Source organism: Paraburkholderia kirstenboschensis (assembly GCF_032806925.1).
GTDB classification, from domain to species: Bacteria; Pseudomonadota; Gammaproteobacteria; order Burkholderiales; family Burkholderiaceae; genus Paraburkholderia; species Paraburkholderia kirstenboschensis.
Map to the genome: position 1 here is coordinate 1617359 of NZ_CP136511.1, position 19960 is coordinate 1637318.

General features: G+C 60.7%; 15 protein-coding genes and 6 pseudogenes. 15 read left to right on the top strand and 6 right to left on the bottom strand.

Annotation, left to right across the window (positions count from 1 at the left end; all coding sequences use genetic code 11):
• Positions 1-42: 42 nt before the first annotated feature.
• From RW095_RS07880 to RW095_RS07890, 3 genes are all read right to left on the bottom strand, one after another.
• Positions 43-393, bottom strand: coding sequence for a DUF3331 domain-containing protein (locus RW095_RS07880; protein ID WP_317015530.1), 351 nt, complete (start codon positions 391-393; stop codon positions 43-45).
• Positions 394-741: 348 nt separating this feature from the next.
• Complete coding sequence (locus RW095_RS07885; RefSeq protein ID WP_317015531.1) at positions 742-3471, bottom strand: LuxR C-terminal-related transcriptional regulator; 2730 nt, start codon at positions 3469-3471, stop codon at positions 742-744.
• 378 nt (positions 3472-3849) lie between these two features.
• A protein-coding gene (locus RW095_RS07890; RefSeq protein WP_317015035.1) for an IS5-like element ISRme6 family transposase occupies positions 3850-4667 on the bottom strand; the annotation gives its coding sequence in 2 pieces (ribosomal slippage) (positions 3850-4319 and positions 4319-4667; 819 coding nt in all).
• On the opposite strand from RW095_RS07890, the gene RW095_RS07895 reads away from it, so the two are divergent.
• From RW095_RS07895 to RW095_RS07925, 7 genes are all read left to right on the top strand, one after another.
• Positions 4651-6216 (top strand): sensor histidine kinase, encoded by a 1566-nt coding sequence (locus tag RW095_RS07895; protein ID WP_317015533.1) that lies wholly within the window; start codon positions 4651-4653, stop codon positions 6214-6216. The two genes, RW095_RS07890 and RW095_RS07895, sit on opposite strands and share 17 nt — an antisense overlap.
• Before the next feature lie 547 nt (positions 6217-6763).
• Complete coding sequence (locus RW095_RS07900) at positions 6764-7372, top strand: response regulator transcription factor (RefSeq protein ID WP_317016650.1); 609 nt, start codon at positions 6764-6766, stop codon at positions 7370-7372.
• A gap of 39 nt (positions 7373-7411) precedes the next feature.
• Complete coding sequence (locus tag RW095_RS07905) at positions 7412-7777, top strand: response regulator (RefSeq protein ID WP_317015534.1); 366 nt, start codon at positions 7412-7414, stop codon at positions 7775-7777.
• Positions 7778-8130: 353 nt separating this feature from the next.
• Positions 8131-8427, top strand: a complete 297-nt coding sequence (locus RW095_RS07910; RefSeq protein ID WP_317015536.1) for a YtcA family lipoprotein — start codon at positions 8131-8133, stop codon at positions 8425-8427.
• A gap of 19 nt (positions 8428-8446) precedes the next feature.
• Positions 8447-9505: a multidrug transporter subunit MdtN gene (gene mdtN / locus RW095_RS07915; protein ID WP_317015537.1), complete on the top strand. Its 1059-nt coding sequence runs from the start codon at positions 8447-8449 to the stop codon at positions 9503-9505.
• 9 nt (positions 9506-9514) lie between these two features.
• The gene (locus RW095_RS07920; RefSeq protein WP_317015539.1) at positions 9515-11608 is read left to right on the top strand and encodes an FUSC family protein; all 2094 of its coding nucleotides are present in this window, start codon (positions 9515-9517) and stop codon (positions 11606-11608) included.
• Positions 11605-13092 (top strand): MdtP family multidrug efflux transporter outer membrane subunit, encoded by a 1488-nt coding sequence (locus RW095_RS07925; RefSeq protein ID WP_317015540.1) that lies wholly within the window; start codon positions 11605-11607, stop codon positions 13090-13092. The genes RW095_RS07920 and RW095_RS07925 overlap by 4 nt, the downstream gene beginning before the upstream one ends.
• Positions 13093-13108: 16 nt before the next feature.
• Here RW095_RS07925 and RW095_RS07930 read toward each other — a convergent pair whose 3' ends face one another.
• Positions 13109-13558 carry a hypothetical protein gene (locus tag RW095_RS07930; RefSeq protein WP_317015542.1) on the bottom strand — a complete coding sequence of 150 codons (450 nt, stop codon included), beginning with the start codon at positions 13556-13558 and terminating at the stop codon, positions 13109-13111.
• Between the two features lie 337 nt (positions 13559-13895).
• On the opposite strand from RW095_RS07930, the pseudogene RW095_RS07935 reads away from it, so the two are divergent.
• The 8 genes and pseudogenes from RW095_RS07935 to RW095_RS41395 all read left to right on the top strand — a co-directional run.
• Positions 13896-14135, top strand: a pseudogene (locus RW095_RS07935) (AMP-binding protein); the annotation flags it as partial.
• A gap of 34 nt (positions 14136-14169) precedes the next feature.
• Positions 14170-14487 (top strand): annotated as a pseudogene (locus RW095_RS07940) (alpha/beta fold hydrolase); the annotation flags it as partial.
• A 4-nt stretch (positions 14488-14491) separates the two neighbouring features.
• Positions 14492-14796, top strand: a pseudogene (locus tag RW095_RS07945) (Asp/Glu racemase); the annotation flags it as partial.
• Positions 14797-15404: 608 nt separating this feature from the next.
• Positions 15405-15529: pseudogene (locus RW095_RS07950) on the top strand (IS110 family transposase); the annotation flags it as partial.
• 58 nt (positions 15530-15587) lie between these two features.
• A pseudogene (locus tag RW095_RS07955) lies at positions 15588-15789 on the top strand (aldehyde dehydrogenase family protein); the annotation flags it as partial.
• 440 nt (positions 15790-16229) lie between these two features.
• Positions 16230-17321 (top strand): TIGR03118 family protein, encoded by a 1092-nt coding sequence (locus RW095_RS07960; protein ID WP_317015543.1) that lies wholly within the window; start codon positions 16230-16232, stop codon positions 17319-17321.
• A gap of 225 nt (positions 17322-17546) precedes the next feature.
• Positions 17547-17834: a hypothetical protein gene (locus RW095_RS07965; RefSeq protein WP_317015545.1), complete on the top strand. Its 288-nt coding sequence runs from the start codon at positions 17547-17549 to the stop codon at positions 17832-17834.
• A gap of 349 nt (positions 17835-18183) precedes the next feature.
• Positions 18184-18273: pseudogene (locus tag RW095_RS41395) on the top strand (methyl-accepting chemotaxis protein); the annotation flags it as partial.
• Positions 18274-18340: 67 nt separating this feature from the next.
• Here the strand turns inward: RW095_RS41395 and RW095_RS07970 are convergent.
• Both RW095_RS07970 and RW095_RS07975 read right to left on the bottom strand, forming a co-directional pair.
• A complete protein-coding gene (locus tag RW095_RS07970; RefSeq protein ID WP_317015546.1) occupies positions 18341-18589 on the bottom strand; it encodes an H-NS family nucleoid-associated regulatory protein in 249 nt (82 codons plus the stop codon).
• A 462-nt stretch (positions 18590-19051) separates the two neighbouring features.
• Positions 19052-19768 carry a GntR family transcriptional regulator gene (locus tag RW095_RS07975; protein ID WP_317015548.1) on the bottom strand — a complete coding sequence of 239 codons (717 nt, stop codon included), beginning with the start codon at positions 19766-19768 and terminating at the stop codon, positions 19052-19054.
• Between the last annotated feature and the right edge of the window lie 192 nt (positions 19769-19960).

The window sequence follows — 19960 nt, forward strand, 5'->3', positions numbered from 1 at the left end:
CGGGCAGACGCGGTGGCGTTGACGAAAGCCACGTTTGGATCGTCAGACACCTTCCTCCATCGGGATGACCCCCATGACGGCAGCCAGAATCATCGCCGCGACATTGCGTGGTGCAGGTCGAACGCGCCTGGGTCGATACACGGCGTCGCCTCTTGCAATGGTCTGGCCACTCAGAGCGCAAACCCCAGCTTTCCGCGCGATGCAGCGCCGCCATGGCTGTTCGCCGTAGTGGCAGGACGTCGCGTCGCTCCACGCAACCGTTGCCGAGGTTCGCCCGCTGCGCTCCAGAACCCGGATCGCACATTTCGAAAAGCAGCTTTCGCTGTACCGTGAGCGGACGAGACTGGACACTGCGGTGGACCGCATATCGGCTTCGCTCGGGAGGAGCGCCATCGTCGACTGCCATGTTCTGTCGGCTTCACAGGGGGCTTGTATGGTGCGGTTCCTGGATTCTCGTTAGACAAAGAGGCGCTCCATCGAGCGACCGGAAAAGCGCTGGAACGCTCGGTGACATGGTCAAGCAAGCGCTCTGGTGCTCCGGTAAGGGTCGAGCCAACGTTCGATTCTGGCTTGATGATAGGTAGCAGACTGGCGGGCTGCTATTACATGAATGTAGAATGCGCGCCGGCTTGAACAGTAGGGGCTTGGGTAGAGCTCCTGCTGGCGGGGCGCCCACGCGCATTTCGGGCACCGGCAGTAGAAGTGTGATGACGCTTGAGGCGCTCCTTCAGAACGCGTGAACTAGGCAGCGTCGAGAAGACCGAGCGCCTGCGCGCGTGCAACCGCTTGAGCGCGCCTTTCGACATTCAGCTTGACGAAGATGCTTTTCATATGGGATTTGACAGTCTCAGGTCCGATGCCGAGGGCTCGCGCGATTTCCTTGTTCGACTGTCCCTGAGCGATCAAGCCGACGATATTACGCTCCCTTGCACTGAGCGCTTCCCGATGCTGTGGCGCGCTGCCGGGCTGATAGAGCATTCGCCAGCCATCGAGCAGGCGATTCGCGTAGGAAATCAGCTCGTCCGTGTGCGCGGTGTGCGCTACGTCTTCGAGAACGGCATGGAACAGCAATCCGAGGTCCGGTTCAAGGTCGAGAATGGACTGGTAGATGCCCGCTGGCGCGGCGACCTTCAGGACGTCGAGAAAGACCTCCACGGCGCGGCGTCGTTCGTTCGCCTTCAGCCAGACGAGCGCGAGCATCGTACGCAGGCGTAACGCCAGGAAATCGCCATGCCGGTGCTCCACCGTTTGCAGCGTCGTGCTCAGGATGTCGACGGCCTCCAGCGTGCGCTGCTCGCTTGCTGCAAGAGAGGCTGCCGAAACCGCATGGTAAGTCTCGATTTCCTGCGACACGGAACCCGCGCGGCGGGCACCGGGCCGTGCGATGCGCGCCAGCTGTGCGACGCACGCGGCCGCCTCGATCGTCCTGCCTTCTCTCAGATAGAGCCGTGTGCGCTCGACGAGGGCGGCGGCCATCAACCTGTCCCATCGACGCGCATGGGCGAGGGCCTGCGCCCTGTCGAGGAGCGTATATGCCTGGGCCGCATTCGAGCGCGCGACAGCGATTCTGACAAGGAGACGGTATGCAATCAATACACTGTCGAGCAGCACGGCGAGATCGATAACCGGCATCAGATCCGCAACGAACGCTTCCGCCTCGTCCAGTTGGCCCTGTTCATAGCGGAGCTGCGCTACCATCGGCGCGCACAGCGCGACCGAAACCGATCCGGCACCGGAGTAGCGCTCGGCCAGTTGCATCGACTCCGTGAAATACCGATCGGCGAGCGAAAGGTGCAACTGCTCCATCTCGGCATGACCGAGCAGGCATAGCCGGTAGACCGAGGCAAAGACGTTGCGCTGGTCTTGCTCGATTGAATGGGGAATCCATGATGTTTCGTAGAGGGCCGCAAGGTTTCCGGCCTTCCAGTGCCCGAAGCGCACGACGTTGGACAACACGTTGATCGTCCAGACGTCCGTAGACTGACGCTCGAGGCATGCCTGGGCGGTAGCGAGCCCTCGTTGAGCATCGTCCTGCAGCGCCGCGACCACCGAGCGGATGGCATTGCACTCCCAGAGCACGTCGTCAGGCGGGACACCTGTTCCGGACGCGCTATCGCGGTCTATTGCACTGAGCAATGCGAGCGCCTCGTCGAAATGCATTGCGAGTGCCATGCCCCAGGCAATCGCGAGCGTGACCTTCGCCTGCGCATCGATGAGGCACGCGGGAAACCTGCGTTGCCACTCGAGCACAGTGAGCAGGTCGCCTTTCTGGACGAGGGCCATTGCACATCGTTCCATCAGGCGAACGGACCTGTCGGTCGCTCCCCCTGCGATCACATGTTCGACTGCCTCCGTCCATAGTTCCTGCCCCGCATACCATTCAGACGCGCGGCAATGTAGTGCGGCGACCTCGTCCGGGTGCTGCGTTTCGAGCCGCTGGCGCAAGTACTCGCTCATCAGATGGTGATAGCGAAACCAGTGTTCGTCGCAGTCGAGCGGTTGCAGCAGTAACTGGCCTGCGGCAATCTCGTCCAGCATGCGCTGGCTCGTGCCCAGACCCGTTACCGCCTCGCAAAGTGATGCGTTCAGACGCTCGAGTATCGAGGTATGCAGCATGAACTGGACCATCTCGACAGGAAGCCGCTCGAGCATGTCTTCCAGGTAGGCGGCGAACGGCCGCGAATGGCCGGACGGCGTACGCGGCTCCCAATCCGGTCGGCATGCCTCGTGCGAAAGCGTGGAAACCGATATGCGCAACGCGGCCGCCCAGCCCTCCGTGGTCGCAAAGAGCGATTTGACGCTCGAAGCGCGTAGCTGTCCGGGTAATGTCTGCTCGATAAAATCGCGTGTTTCGTCGAAGTTGAAACGGAGCGCCGACGCATCGATTTCCAGCAGATCGTTTCCGGCCCGCAGCCTCGCCAGCGGCAGCGGCGGCTCTGTGCGCGTGCAAAGGACCACGTGCACGTGTGACGGTGCGTGCGCGATGAAGAATGCCATCGCCGTGTGAACCGCCGGAAGATTGATCAGGTGATAGTCGTCGAGAAATAGAAACACGTCGTCGTCGACGTCGACGAGCTCGTTGACCAGTGTGGAAACGACCGCGTCCGCGGGCACGAAGGCGGCGTCGGCTGTCAGGCTGATCGCTGCCGCGCCGACCTTGCCGCACGCATGCCGCAACGCGTGCGCCAGATGATTGAGGAAGCACGCCGGCTCGTCGTCCCCGGTGTCGAGCGACAGCCAGGCCACCTGCGCGCCGTGGGCGCGCAGCTGGTAGAGCCAGGTGAGCGCCAGCGAAGTCTTGCCGAACCCGGCGGGAGCCTTGATCACGGTAAGCCGCCGGTCTTCGGCGCGCCCCGCCAGACCGGCTAGCCGCGGACGATCGATCAGACCCGTGGGCAGGCGCGGCGGAAGGACTTTCGTCGCGAGAAAGAGGCGCTTGCTTCTCGTAGGTGCTGCTTTGATCACACGCATTGTTCAGTCACCACGTTCAGATGCCCGGAACTCGCGGTTGGGTGTGGCTGCTGCCCATCCCCCGTCCCCATCCCCCATCGCCGCGGGCGCGTCCCCCCCGAAAGGGGGATATTGCGCCAGGCTGCCCCGGGAGACCATACATACGACGGACGGAACTTGAAGCGCGGACCGGACAACGGGTTATCGCGCTGTCCCATCGCTGCCGCGTGATCACCGGAACTTCTCCGGAAGCGGCACATTCCCGGCAGATGATACGCCCGCCCGACAAAGCGACTCGAATGCCGCATCGACCCGCGTCGCACTGCACGGGCTCGGTCCGACACATCGCCGGTACGTTCGTTCATCTTATCCGTCCACCCGATACTTTTAGAGGCCAGTTCAAAAAGGCTGCTCCGTACGCCTGAAGATGTTCCAGCAGACGAGGGCGCAGCCGAATTTCAAGAATGCTTCGTGAATGTCAGCTCGACGATCGAAGCGTATGCGAAGACGACGGAAGTTGTGGAGCCACGAGTGAGTCCGTTCAACGACCCAACGGAATTTGCCCAGACCACTGCCATGTTCAGTGCGGCGCCTTGCGATCACCGGTTTGATGCCGCGTTCGCGCAATCGTTGACGATGCGGATCGGAATCGTAACCACGATCGGCATAGATGACCTTGGGTCTCTGAAGTGGTCGGCCGCGCGCGCCGCGGATCGGGGGAATCGCGTCGACGAGCGGCAGCAACTGGGTGACGTCGTTGCGGTTCGCGCCGGTCAGGATGGCGCTGATGGGAACGCCATTGGCGTCTACGAGGATGTGGTGCTTGGAACCGGGTCGCGAGCGATCCGTGGGGTTCGGGCCAGTTTTTCGCCCGCCCCAACAGCGCGTACCGACGAGGAATCGACAGCAGCGTATGAAAGATCGATCTGCCCGGCCTCGCGCAACTTGTCGAGCAGCAGTTCGTGCAGTCGATCCCATACTCCTGCATTGCGCCAGTCGTTCAGTCGTCGCCAGCAGGTCGCGCCGGAGCCAAAGCCCAATACGGTCGGCAGGTGGTTCCATCGCAGACCGGTTTTCAACACGAACAGGATGCCATTCAACGCCGCCCGATCCGATACGCGTGGGCGACCAGGATGCTCTTTGCGCCGAGGCTTGGGCGGCGGCAGTAACGGTTCGATCAGTATCCACAATTCGTCATCAATGATCGGCGCTTCCATCCCTTGGGTTCCCTTGTTCAGACATCCAAGGTTAACAGTTTGCCGAGAAAGTAAACAGCCCCCTCAGGGGTTTTTGAACTGGCCTCTTAGGCATATTGCCGTGTTTGCCAACGTTCCAAGAATCAGCAGTCATTTGCGGGAGAAGACGGCTTTCCTCGCAGCAGATCTGTCTCATGTTGTCGAACGCGCACTTGAGATACTGAAGTCGCTCGACGGATACACGCTGCTTTCTCCGTCCGAGATGCGGGACGTCGAGGATTCCGTCGCGCTGTCGGCCAAAGTGTGGTTCGAGACGCTTCTGTCGGGCGAACCTCCATCGGCACGGGACATGGCCATCTTCCACGAAATCGGACAAAGACGCGAGCATCAGCGTGTGCCGTTGAACAGCCTGTTGCAGGCGCTGCGCTACGGATTGCGGGAAATCTGGAGCACGTACATCGCACTGGGTGAGCCGGACGGAAGGCTCACCAGAGAGCTGCTGTTCGACGTCTCGCTGTACCTTTTCGACTACTTCGATCTCATCGCTCAGATCGTTGTCCGCACTTATCTGGCCGACCATGACGAACAGCTGCGGCGGCCCCATCTGACCGCCGGCGTCGAGGAAGACGCACGTCGCTCTGAAGACGTCCGGCGCCAACTTCTCAAGCTCCACGATCAGTTGTCGACCGAGCCACACCTGCTCTCCAGGCTCGATGTCCATCCCGCCCGCGAGCAACGCCGCGGCGAAACGCCTAATGCGCGCCTGATGCAGTTTTTCGGTCTCGAAGTTGACATCGACGACACTGAGAGACTGGCGGAGGCCTTGCGCGATGCCCGGGAGAAGCTCTCGCAAGCGTCGCGGATCGCAGCGGTGGCCGAACTGTCTGCTTCGATCGCGCATGAGATCAATCAACCGCTGCAGGCGGTTGTCGCGCATGGGCGCGCGTGCCTGCGATGGCTCTCCGCAATGCCGCCCAACATCGAAGAAGCCAGACTCTCCGCCGAGCACATCGTGCGCGACGGCAATGCCGCGGCTGACGTGGTAAGCCGCATCCGAGCACTTTTCAAGCAAACGACTCCTGAAATGGTCGATATCGATATCAATAAACTGATACTTCAGGTATGCACGTTGATGGCCGACGATATTCAGCGAAACGCGATTTCGCTCGAGACAACGCTAGCTGAAGACGTGCCGAAACTTCGGGCCGACGCGGTGCAGATCCAGCAGGTGCTCGTCAATCTCGTTCGCAACGCGATCGAGGCACTGGCGGAAACGCCGGAACGGCCGAAGCTGCTATTGGTCCACTCGCGTCGCGACGGGGATAGCGTGGTGATCGATGTCGAGGATCTCGGGGCAGGATTCGTCGACTTCAACAAGATATTCGAGCCATTCTTCACCACTAAGCAAACTGGCATGGGCATGGGGCTCGCAATCTGCCGTACGATCATCGAAGCACACGCCGGCCGCATCTGGGCCACGAGCAATGAGATCCGCGGTGTCACGTTCAGCTTCAGCCTTCCGATCGGGAGTTCAAATTCGACACGGGATGGCGGACAGCGTGGCGGCTGAGTGGGTTCGTTGGTAAGCAGCGTGCGTTCTGTGCCTGCCGGGCAGCCCGGGTGGGCAGGACTGGAAGGACGATGCCGACCGTTGCTCCGAATTTCCACGTCGTTTGATACAGTGATCCCGCCTTCATGCGCCTCGATGATTGAACGCGATACCGCAAGACCGATGGCCATCCCTTTTTCTTTCGTCGAAACGGCAATGGAGATACGTCATCGCATTGCGGGTGGCTGTCATCGTCCGGGGACATCAACGCGCATAGGGTCTGCAGCCTTTTAGCAGTCACGCCAATCCGCGCACGCTCCGGGGGGGGCAAGGCCGGTGAGGCAAAAGGTCAATTTACAGTTTCATATCGGACGGTGCCATTACATAATCATGTAATGCTGTCCGCGCTTCCTTGCGACGATCCCGACGGCTATAATTTTTTGTCGGCACGGACGCGTGAGCGAACTTTCAGTGAGTTTGTCGTCGACCGGGCGTGCCGACGTTAGGAGAGGCTTTTACCTAACAAGAGAGGGGTTCCGTGGAATCCGCAAGCGAACTAGTCTATGTGGTGGACGACGACAGACGGGTGCGAGAAGCACTCTCTGCGCTACTGCGTGCAAACGGAAGAGACGTCCGCGCATTCAACTCCGGACGGGAGTTTTTAGACACGCCACGTCAAAAGGTCATAGCCTGTCTGATCTTGGATTTGAGAATGCCAGACATGAATGGCCTCGAAGTCCAGAAGCTTGTCGGCACGGAATCTCCGATTCCTGTCATTTTCATCACTGGAAGGGGAGATGTGCCGTCCACGGTTCTGGCCATGAAGGGCGGGGCTGTCGACTTCCTCACCAAACCCCTCGATGAAGATTCGCTGATGCACGCGGTTGATGCCGCACTCGCCAAGGCACGCGTTCTTCGGAAGGAGACGGAGGATACAGCGGCGCTCCAGGCGCTCTACCAGTCGCTCACGCCTCGCGAGCAGGAGCTTTTGCCGTTACTCGCGAGGGGTCTGCTCAACAAGCAGGCGGCGGGAGTCCTTGGTATTACCGAATACACCGTGCAGGTCCATCGCGGCCACATCATGAGAAAAATGCGGGCGGATTCGTTCGCTACGCTAGTGAAGCAGGCAGGCAAACTGCAACTTGAAACTTCGTCGACAACCACGTTAGATGCCTGACGCTTATTCCTTGCTGGACTCGATGACCCGGAGAAAAAAATGCCCACGCCTCCGGCTCGAACCGTTGCCGTAATTGATGATGACCGACGCGTTCTGACGTCGCTGGCGAACCTGCTGGCCTCTGGCGGGTACGGAACACGGGCCTACGAATCTGCACTGGATTTTTTCTCCGACGGCTACTCGGGCCTCGTCTGCGTGATTACCGACCTGGGAATGCGGCCCGTCGACGGCATTCAGGTGCTCGATAGAACGGTTCATTCGGACGCGGCTACGCCGGTCATCATTATCACAGGCAAACCAGGCGAGCATACGGAAGACTACTATCTGCAAAAAGGCGCGTTAGGTTTCTTCAGGAAGCCTGTCGATGGAGACGCGTTGCTGGACCTGCTGGATAGCATCGTTTGAACGACGAGATGGCACCCTTTGTCCTTGCAGAGTTCAGATAGCCAGCAGCGCCTGATATACATCGTCGCTTCTCGCGGCGACATTACATGTTTATGCAATGCGGCCTGCCTTTTTTCGCGTTATCGTGACGAATGGGTACACCTGCAATCTCTCGGTAAGCAGATCGCAGCGTTTGGGTTTATCGGAGGAAGTCATTCACGTTCCGTATGAGCGGACGACAACGATCCGCGCTGACCGGTACGGGAATAGTGCCTCAGAAGCTGTTCCATCGCTGCCCAAAACCCCGGACTCCGACGCAAGACGCATCGGCGCAACGGCCAGGTGCGACATTGATTCGAACTACGGGGACGACCTTGAAACGACACATTCCAGGCGCCAGAGGAAGCGGTCCAAAGCGTGCAATCGGCATCGCCGCGATTGCCGCGATCCTGATGTCGGGATGCGCGAATTCGCCATCGATCGGCGTGCTCGGCGCGTACTTTCCTGACTGGCTGTTCTGTATCGTCGCGGGCGTCGTGCTCACGGTCGTCATCTACCTGATGCTGAAGCGTTTGCAGGCCGACCATTTGATGAGGCCTTCAGCCGTGACGTATCCCACGCTTGTTGCCTTGCTTTCACTCGCTGTCTGGTTGACGCTGTTCCAACAATGAATCTCGTTCAGGTAATGCAATGGCGATAACTGCCGGCGGGACAAGGAAGAGAGCGTGGCTGGCCATTGTCCTGGTCGTGGTGACGCTGTTGCTGCTCGTCTACGTCATCCGGCTGTGGGACCGCGCGCCTCGCACCGACGACGCCTATGTCTACGCGGATACGATCGACGTCGTGCCCGAGGTGAACGGGCGTATCGTCGAGATGGCCGTGCGCGACAATCAGGCGGTGAAGCAGGGCGATCTGCTATTCCGTATCGATCCACGTCCGTATCAGGATGCGCTGACGCGGGGCAAGGCGTCTCTTGTCGCGCTCGACCACCAGATCGAGTTGACCCAGCGCACGGTCAATGCGCAGCAGTACAACGCGCAGTCGGTGCGTGCTGCCGTCGAGCGCGCGCGAGCCGCATCGAGCCAGGCGTCCGATACGCTGCACCGGATGGAACCGCTTTTGTCACACGGTTACGTGTCGGCGGAAGACGTCGACCGTGCACGCACCGCGCAACGCGCGACGCAAGCCGAACTCAGCGCTGCGCAGCTGCAGGCGCAGCAGGCGGCAGCGGCGGTGAGCGGTGTCGATGCGCTGGTCGCGCAACGTGCCGTCGTCATGGCGGAGATCGCGATTGCCGAACTGAACCTGGAGTATGCGACGGTGCGCGCACCGTTCGACGGACGCATCGCGTCGTTGAAGACATCGACAGGACAGTTTGCGTCGGCGCTCAAGCCTGTCTTCACCTTGATCGACACGCGCCACTGGTACGTGGTGGCGAACTTTCGCGAGACTGAACTCAAGGGCATCCGCGTGGGCACCGCCGCGATGGTGTACCTGATGAGCGATACGGACCAGCGCTTCCGGGGGAGCGTCAATTCGATCAGCTACGGCGTCTCGCCGGACGAAGCCGGCCTTGCATTGCCAGGCGGCTTGCCGCGCATTCAACGCACGCTTAACTGGGTGCATGTATCGCAGCGCTTCCCGGTAAAGATCCGCGTTGATAATCCGAACCCCGAGCTGTTTCGCGTCGGCACATCGGCGGTGGCGGTGCTGTACCCCGGACGCGGCAACGACGGCGAGCGTCATTGAGGAACAGCCATGGCCGCCGCTGACTACCTGCCTGTCACCGTGCGCAATGCAGGCGCTTTTCTGAGGCGCGAGCTTGCGCCCTTTCCCGGGCGTCTCAACGTGACGTTGCGTTGCATGCTGACGAGCGCCATTGTGATTGTCGTGTCGATGGCGCTCGAGGTGCCGTCGCTCGCGCTGTCGCTGCTGGTGGTGTTCTACGTCACGCAGTCGAACGTGGTGCTTACGCGGCTGGTCGGCGTGATGTTCATGGTCGGATCGACGCTCGCCATCGGCCTGTCGATCCTCGTGCTGAAGTACACATTCGACTATCCACTGCTGCGCATCGTGATCGCGAGTCTGGTGTTCTTCGGCAGCGTGTATCTGCTTCGCGTTCTCAAGATCGGCGTGGTGTTCTTCTGCGTCGCGATCGTCGTGATCTACGTGCAGAGTTTCGTGGACCAGACCGATCAGGCCGACCTGCTGATCCGCGCGGTGTTGTGGGTGTGGGTCGCCGTCAACTATCCGATCGCGCTGACACTCGTGGTCAATACGTTGCTGTTGCCTGCCGAACCGCAGTTGCAGCTCAAGGCGGAAATCCATCGGCAACTCGCGGCGCTGGACACACGCCTGACGCAACAGATCGACGGTACCACGAGCGCCGCGCCGATCACGCTCGCGGCCGTCCAGCAAGGTGCGCTCACGCTGCAGAAGCTGCTGCGGTTCACGACGATGCGTGATGCCCACTATCTTGAACATCAGGCATTGCAGCTTGCATGCATTGCGACCGTGTCGCGTCTTTATCGCGGGGCGAGCGAACTGCCATTCAGCAGGCCTCGCTCATCGGCAGCGCAACTGGCGATGTGGCGCGAGTTACGCGCGAACTGCGTCGCGCTCGACAATTCGGTGATGACCGGCGAGCCATATCGCTACGTGAGCACGGCGACACCTGAAGAGCGCAATGTCTCCGACACGATTCCTGCTGCTGCCGAATTGCAGCGGGCGCTGCGCGCATTCGCTGATCTGGTCACAAGCAATGCAGCACCTGGCAAACCGCCCGTGAGCGAGCCGATGGTCGCGCCCGACGCCTGGACCAATCCTGCGTACATGCGCTTCTCGCTGAAGACGCTGCTCGCCGTTCTCGTCTGCTACGTGTTCTACAATGCCGCCGATTGGCAGGGCGTTCACACGATCATGCTGACCTGCCTCATCGTCGCGCTGCCGAGCCTTGGCGCATCGACGCAGCGTGCGCTGCTGCGACTGACCGGGGCTCTCATCGGCAGTGCGTTGGCGTTGTGCATGGTGGTGTTCGTCATTCCGCATCTCGACGATATCGTCGGTCTGCTGCTGGTGACGCTGCCCGTTGTCGCGCTAGGGGCGTGGATAACGGCCGGGTCTGAGCGGATCAGCTATGCCGGTATCCAGGTGATGTTCACCTTCGCGCTCGCTTTGCTCGAACAGTTCGGCCCAACCACGAACCTCACGGAAATTCGCGACCGGATGGTGGGCATTCTGCTCGGCGTCGGCGTGGCGACCGTCGTGCAGATGTCGTTCTGGCGGGAGGGCGAGGGCGACGTGCTGCGGCAGAAGCTCGCCACCCTGTTGCGGGCGATTGCCGCGCAGCAACGCGGGCCGGGTGCCGACAGGCGGGATGAGTTGCCCTATGCACAGCGCCAGTTGCAGGCGTGGGCCGTGCTGGCCGATTGCGAGGCGACGCTTTCGCGTGTCGCACTCGAACCCGCCTGGCAGGAAGGGGAGCAGGCCCAGCTGACACTGCGCGCGCAAACGGTGCTCGCGCAGGGACGCGAGATCATGCTGGCGGGCGATGCGCTGCGCCGCACGCTCGCGGCACAAGCGGTATCGTCGGGCTCACGAACGGTCGATGCAGTGCGCTCGACCCAGGAACAGGCGTCCGTCGAACTCAACCGGTACGCCGCTGAACTTGCGGCCAACCCGCCCGAGGCCCATGCGCCGCGACGCATCGAGATCGCAGCGCAAGCTGTCGAACCGGCCGACGCGCCGCTCATCGCCGCAGCGGACGACCTGTCGCGACAGGTCGCAGGGCTGCCGGACTGGCGCATCGAGGCACCCGTCGCGGCGCCCTCATCACAGCCCATACGAACATGAATGCGGGATCGGGTTTGCGCGCCTCGCGATGGTGTCGATGCTTTCTATGCATCGCGTGGATCACGTCCGTGCTGCCGGGGTGCGCGCTGATCCATCATAACGACACGCCCTATACCGAGATCGCGCCCGAGCAGGTCAATCTCGCCAACGACATCCATCTCGCACGCGATGGCTGGCCCGCCGCGCGCTGGTGGACACGCTATCGCGATGCGCAGCTCGACGCACTGATCGATCAGGCGCTCGCCGATGCACCGGCGATGGTGATTGCGCGCACGCGCGTCGCGCAGGCAAAGTCGGATGTGGAGCTTGTCAGGGCGGGGTCGAATCTTCAGGTGGTCGCATTGGCGTCGCTGGATCGCGAGCATGTTTCCGCGAACGGCTTTCTCGGCCCGTTCGCGAGGAACGAACCCGCTTTGGGGCTGACGGGCCCGTGGTACACCGAGGGCGTCGTCGGGCTTGGCGCAAGCCTTGACATCGATATCTGGGGCAAGCAACGCGCGCAGGTCGCCGCGTCGCTTGGCGTGAGTAATGCGCGGCTCGCCGAGACGTCCGCTGTCGAACTCGAAATCTCGACAGATGTCGCACAGCTTTACTACGGTATTGAAACGACTTATCAGCTCATTGATCTGCTGGACAAATCGCATGAGATCGCGGCGTTCGCAGTGCAGGCACACGAAGCACGTGGGGCGCGCGGCCTCGAGGCCCGCACTTCGCTGGAACAAGCACGCGCGCAGCAGCTGGCCATCGAACGGCAGGTCGTGTCGGCGCAGGCGCAGATCAGGCAGCTGCGCGAATCGATGCGTGCGCTGGTCGGCTCAGGGCCCGAAAGCCTGCCCGCCATCGAGCCCGTCGCGCTGCCGCGCTCGCAGGCGGCCTTGCCGGCGACGCTGTCATATGAATTGCTCGCCCGGCGGCCCGATCTGCAGGCGATGCGATGGTATATAGAGGCGTCGTTCGACCGGATCGACGCGGCAAAGGCGGCGTTCTATCCGACCTTCGACATCAAGGCGTTCTTCGGCTTCAACGCGTTGCATCTCGCGGACCTCTTCACGCATGCAAGCCAGCAGATCAACCTGATTCCGGGCCTGTACCTGCCGATCTTCGACGGCGGTAGGCTCAACGCGAACCTGGGCGGTGCACGCGAGCGGAGCAACCTGTTGATCGAGCAGTACAACCAGGCCGTCCTCAACGCGGTACGCGATGTCGCGCAGACAGGCAGCCGTCTGCAGGCCCTCGACGCGGAGACGCAGTTGCAGAAGCGACGGATCGAATCGGTTGCGTTCGCGAGGGACAGCGTCGAAGCGTATTATCAACGCGGACTGACGAGCCGGCTCGCCGCGCTCGAAGCGCGCCAGCCGGTGATCGCCGAACAGGTTGCCCTGCTCACGCTCAACGGTCAGGCGCTCAGTCAGGAAATTACCTTGACGAAGGCGCTCGGCGGCGGCTTTCGCGCCGATCCGCCTGTCGAACTTAAGCCGCGTTGAAGAACGCATATGGCGTTCAAAACTGTTGTGCGCGCAGCGATTCGAATTCCGCGCGGCACACGTCGCCAAACTTGCCGAGAATGTCGATCGAGCCATCCGCGAGCATCGCGCGAATCTCGATGAAGGTCTTGTCCGGCGCGAGGTAGGTGTCCACGATCTTGCGTCCGATCAGATCGGCTTCGTCCGCCACTTCGCGCGACGACTGGACGCGCATGCGGCTGATCTTCGCGTAGAGGTTGCCGAGCGCGGCGAGGTCAGGCTGGTTGTGTTGGAGCGCGTCGACATAGCATTTGGTTGCATCCTCGATGAACTCCTTGTAGAGCTCTTGCCGCCTGGCGCGGTCATGCGCCAGCCACTCCGACCGAACCTGGGTGCGTTGGGTCAGCCATGTGGCGAAGAGCGAAGTCAGGCCGCCGGTGGCGGCGCCAACAAGCGCCGCCAGGGCAGAGATGACCGATGTATTCATGGATTATTCTCACTTTGCCAATCACCCATCATATTAACGCCTGACCCGTATTTTTCGATGTGACCGATGGGACGTTAATCGACCCAGGTGCCCCTTTAGCCCTTGCATACCGTGCTCGACGGGAGGTGCTTTCCTCCCGTATCCCCTTTTTTCGCTGCCCCGTTCGGGGGATATCCCTGCACCGCGTTCGTCCCGATGATTCGTATATCGGGACGGCACGGAAAACCGAACGCAGCTATGAACCTGTGTCAACCCGCCATCCAGTTCAGAACTCAAGGAGATTCAGATGCGGGACGACATCCAGGCCGCCGCGCCTTCCGCCTACGCCTATCCATAGCTGATCAAGCAGCTGCTGCATACGCCATTCGTTCAGGCGCCAAATCAGGAGATCGTACACCGGGGACAGGTGCGGATGACCTATACGACGCTGCGTGAGCGCATCGCGCGGCTCGCGAATGGGCTGAGCCAGCTCGGCGCGCGCCACGGCAGCACCGTCTCAGTGATGGACTGGGATAGTCACCGTTATCTCGAATGCTATTTCGCGATTCCCATGATGGGTGTCGTGTTGCAGACAGTGTGTTGCCACGAGTTATGTCCGGATGACGAGAGAAATGAATGCCACTCCCGAGTCAGTCAGCAGCATGGAAATCCAGGCGGTCGATCTGCACGGCCAGATACTGCGCGTCGGCGTCCGGCATGGCAGTGACGCTTCGCCGCCGCTTCTGATCTTCAACGGGATCGGCGCCAATCTGGAACTCGTCGAGCCGTTCGTAGAAGCGCTGGGCGATGTCGGCGTCATCATCTTCGACATCCCCGGCGTGGGTGGCTCGCCCGTACCGCTTGTGTCATACCGGTTTTCGACGCTCTCCGCGCTGACCAACGAGTTGCTGAAGCATCTCGGTCACGACGGCCCGGTGGACGTGCTCGGCTGCTTACATCGAAAACGAAGGAATCGAGGTCATCGATTCCGTCTGCTTTGAAATTCCCGACAACCTCCAAGTCGGTCTGCGCGATCCGATGCAACTGATCGAGGACGTTCGGCGTCTGAACAAGGCGCGGACGTCGTGGTGGCGTCCGCATGTGTTCAGATGCCTTCATTGCCGGCGATTCACCGCATCGAAGACATGCTGGGAATTGGCACCGTCTCGACTGCGGTGTGCACCGTGCGCCGCATGCTGGACCATCTGGAGCTCGAGCCGATTGTGCCTGGCGCCGGAGCCTTGCTTTCCGGCACGTGATCGGCAACGCAGCCTGTTTCAGTTTCGAGCTATAGCCTTTCCAACCTGGTCGACGAACGACCTGACCTTGGCAGAATGCCGTCGCGAGGCGCAGGAGGATACGAAGGATTTGCGTCGCTATATCCTCAAAAGCTTTGGTGCTCAGACGCGGAAACAAACGTCCACGGAATTGGCCGCCACCTTCGGCAATATCAGGCAGTTCCCGCAGAGCTATGTCGCGCGGAGCTTTCAGATTGCGGCGGTCTCAATTTCCGGGAAGCGTTGAGCGGAGGTGCGCGACGACATGATTCACATTCACGTCGTCACCGATACGCGCTGTGATCTACGAACGCTTCTTCGGAAACGGCTATTGCGTTCCCGTTGGTAACTCAGCCATATTGGCTTTCGCGCTGTAGTACCGGACCACTTGTGAAGATGGTGGCACACGCTTGCTCCCGGAAAAGCTCACCCGAACGAGGAACGTTGATTACCAATACGCAACTAGTCAGTATGACCCCGCGAGGTAAAGGCTGGCCCGCCGCGAGGACTCAAATGCGGGTCAGTATTTCTGCCAGAGCCGCACGGTGTGGACAGGGCGACACCCGGCGATATCCATCACGGAATTCAGCGTGGAAAACGATAGCACACTGTACGTAGGGCTTGATATTCACAAGGATTCGATCACGGTTGCCTAGCGCTGGGCACAGGCGAGGTAGAACTGCTCGGCAAGATTGGCACGACGAAGACGGATATTGATCCGCCTCGCCAACGACACCCAGTTCGGTCTCGCCGCTTCCGTGTGGACGCAGGACGTCGCGCGCGCATCGCGTGGCGAGCAAGCTCGAATTCGGCATGCTGTGGATCAACGATCACCACCGGCTCGACCCGGCGTCGCCGTGGGGCGGTTTCAAGAACAGCGGCGTGGGGCGCGAGACGAGTGTCGCTGTGACCGGTTTGCCGGCGGCCGCGCTGCCTGAAATGTCGTCGAAGATTGCGCCGACCTCGGCTGGCTAGGGCGGTCATCTTTGTGCAAGGATCGGAAATAGAACAGGAAGGCGAGAGCAAGGATAGTGTAGGCGACCCGGATTTTGTGAAGCGGTCCAGGCAGCACGCCCGATGGTACTGTCACGTTGTCGAAGGCTGTGCGAGAAAAAAAGTAAGTACTACCCGCTATATGAGTATCGGTGCCGGCCCGAGTAGCCGTGCGCACCATCGACTCACAATGTAAACCTCAGGTTGGCTCAAATACGGATCGCACGGAATAAACACGCGTGCTTGATCGTTCAATGTGCAATGACGACGCACCGCCGACGGGAAGGTCGCGGGGCAAGATGCCCATCCACGCCATTCGCGGATTGGTGCGCTCGTCCAGAACAGAAAGGGGTCGATGCGCGTTGCCTGCGGTCTTGCCGCGCCGGGACTATAAGCAAATCTTTCAAAGATCAGGATGTGACATGCATAAGCTTGCAACTGTTTTCTCGCTTGCTGGAGCGGCCACGCTCGCGCTTGCTGCGTGCGGCGGCAATTCGAACAACAACATGCCCGCAGCGTCCGCCGGTACATTCAAGTCGACCATTCTCGTGTCCGACGGCAGCGTCGCCGCGCCGCACGTCGACCCCGAACTGCAAAACGGCTGGGGCATCGCGTTCGGTCCGACCAGCCCCGTCTGGGTCTCGGATAACAATACACAGAAGTCCTCGTTATACGACGGCAATGGCGTGGTGCAGTCGCTCGTCGTCACACTGCCGCCGACTGCAAGCGGTCAACGCGCGAGTCCGACCGGCATCGTTTTCAACAGTACTACGGACTTCGCTATCACGGCGAATGGCGCAACCGGCAACGCCGCATTCATTTTTGCCACGCTCGCCGGCACGATCGCTGCTTGGTCGCCTAAGGTGCTGCCAACGCAAGCGGTGACCGTTCACGATGACGGCACGGGCGCAGCCGAATACACAGGTCTTGCAATCGCCGGCAACGCCGGAACAAGCACGCTGTACGCCGCCGATTTCCATAACGGCAAAGTTGATATGTTCGACAAGACTTTCACGAAAGTCTCGGTTGCCGGCTCCTTCAGCGACCCGAACGTACCTGCGGGATTTAATCCGTTCGGCATCCAGGCCGTCGGCACTACGATTTATGTGGCGTATGCGAAGCTCGGGCCCGATGGTCACAGAGATCAAAGCGGAGCAGGCAACGGCGTGGTAGATGCATTCGATACCACCGGCCACCTGATCAGGCGCGTCGCTTCCAACGGGGCGCTCAACTCGCCGTGGGGGATCGCCATGGCGCCGGCCAATTTCGGCGCGTTCAGCAACGATCTACTGATCGGCAACTTCGGCGACGGCACCATCAATGCGTTCGATCCTGCGACTGGCGAGTCGAAAGGTTCGCTCACGCAGGCCGATGGTTCCAAGGTGACGCAGCCTGGACTCTGGGGCCTGGCGTTCGGCAACAACGCCGAGAATCAGCCTTCCAACACGCTGTTTTTCGCGGCAGGTCCGACGGCGACGACGGGTCTATATGGACGCATAGATTCGTCGATGTAGCCGGCTGAAGGTTCAGGCGCTCGATGCTGGATCGTCGAGCATGGCGCCGCGGATGTATGCGCAGCTGACGAAGTGGCTTATACCGCTAAAACCGGCAGTACTACGTCAGCGGCCGTCAGATGCCGAATGGTCCGGTTCTGGGCGTGGTCGGCGCCCAGACCAACACGCTCTTGCAGAGCATCCCGACGGGAGATAATGCGCACTCGGTTGGCACGAGCGACGCGAATGGACAGTTCTCGTGAAAGTAAAAGCGGAATTTTAATCGGCGCGCTGCTTGCGGTAGTTCAGCCGGCTCACGCAGCGGACCTGATAGTTTTTTCGGCGGCCGCGCTGAAAGGCGCTTTTGAGAAACTGCCAGAGCAATACTTTGCGGCGAGTGGCGACCATGTCCGCCTGATCTATGGCACGGCAGGCCAGGTACACGATCGGGCAGTGTCGGGCGAATCCTTGGATCTCGTCATTGCAACCGCCTTGATTTCGTCGAGTGCCCCGCTCGCAGCCGGACCCGCATAAATTGCGATCTTTGTGCCGGCGTTGAGCGTCCGCGCGTTCTCTTCCATCTCCGCGTCGCTCGGGCTGACGGTCGGGCGACTATGATGAATGCGATAAGGGAAATCTTTTTTCACTTCGCCGTGGGACACGTTCACCGGAACGATTAGCACTGCGACACCTCGCTTCGCCAAGGCGGCCTGGCAAGCCATGACCACTTTTTTCCTGGCCTGTTTCGGGCGTCAGGATCATTTCGCAGAATACTGAGCATTTCAGGCGAGTGCAGTGGTGATGCAGGCATCGGACACGGCGCAGCGCGGCGGCGACGCCGTGCGACATGTAGTCGACACTACGACCGCATTGCGCAAACGCCGACAGGATCGTCGGCGTCGTCGACGACATCGCATTTCAGACGAACATTTCCGAGTTGAACGCAGTCGTTAAAGCGGCGCGTGCGGGAGAAGAGAGGTGCGTCAGCTGTCGCAAGCGGTGTCGGTATTTCGCATCGCGTCCAGGCGGGAACCTCAGCCTCAGCGGAAGTGATCGATGCTCTCGCCTTCGGCCACTGCGCGGCGCAGCCACTCGGGCATCTCGCCGAGACCTGTCCACGCGTTGCCGTACGCATCGCGATAGCGGATCACCTGATCATCCTCGACATCGCGATTGAACGCGTGCTCCAGCGCTTCGATCGTGATCTGAGATTGCACCATGCGACGCGTGAGCCGACAGATCAGGCGCTCACGCGCTTCTCCTGTAAGACGCTCAATGAATGTCGACATAAGTCGCCCCCGGGCGTGGATTTGATTGTGCGGATCGAAGGGCGTCGGCTACCATTTCCAACCTGGCATGCCGTCCGCGTGCGGCCTTTTCATGGATCCCGCGCGTCAGCGTTTCGATCCACGCGGCGAAACAGTGTCGACCTGCACGACACGTCTTTGCACTATCGATTTGAATGTCGATACAGATCCTGCGATGAATGGCAGCATCGGTATGGCCAGGTGCCGGCCGCCGTGGATTCACGGATGGATGGCCGTTGAAGTTTGCTAGACGCCGGTATTTCGCATTGCCCCTGTAGGCGAGTGTCCACTGAGAAAGGCCGCTTTTGTCGCCGTCCACAGCTCTGGATCCAACAACAAAAAAGCACTGCGACGCTCGACGCGTGGCAATGCCTGGCGATTCTTATACCTAAGCCGACGCTGGCTGCCTACAGCCGTTATGTCGCGCCGCCAATCATGCGAGGCTCAGTCGAGGAAATCGCAATTCGCCTCGACGAATGCCCCCAGTTCGAGGGAATGCTGGCGCACGAGTCTCTCGACCAGCTCGGTATCGCGGCGCTCCAGCGCCTCGATAATGCGCATGTGATCGACGATTGAGCGCGACGCCCGGTTGCTTTGCGCGATTGTCATTTTGCGGATTGCGCGGACGTGCACGAACAGATTCTGGATTGTGTCGAGCAGAATCTGCGATTGCGAGAGCTGCACGATCGCCTGATGAAACGCGATATTCGATTCGGAGTACTCGTCGATATGCTGGGCCAGCGTGGTGTCGCGGAAGTCGTCGAACATGCGCCTGAGGCCGGCAATCTCACTTTCGGACGCACGCTGCGTAGCAAGGCGGGCAGCCATGCTTTCGAGCGCCGCCCACATGTAGATCATGTCGACGATCTCTTTCTTCGTCTTGCGCTGGATGTAGATGCCACGGCGCGGAACCGTACGGAGAAAACCTTCCTGCTCGAGCAGGGTCATCGCTTCGCGAACCGGCGTTCGGCTTACGCCGAGCGCCTCCGTCAATTCCTTTTCGTCGAGCCGGACCTCCTCGCGCGAGCGATAGATGTCGGCTTCGGCAATCGCCTGCTTCAGTTTGGGGTAGGCCTGGTCGCGCAGCGAAGCCGTCGTGTTGATCGGCTCGAGCGTCAATGGCAACGCCATTGGACGGACAACGGTTTGCGTATCAGCCATTGACAGTGCTTTCCAGGTTTGGAGCGACCCATTGCCCCGGGACGCCTGTTCGATATATGAGCTGATATATCATATATTGGATTTCAATGGGCTTACTGCAAACCCTACTTTCGGCAAGCCGCAGGGGGGCAACCAAGCCTTAGCAAAATCCGCTTGTGGAAATACTGTGTGTGGAATATTGTATATCACGGA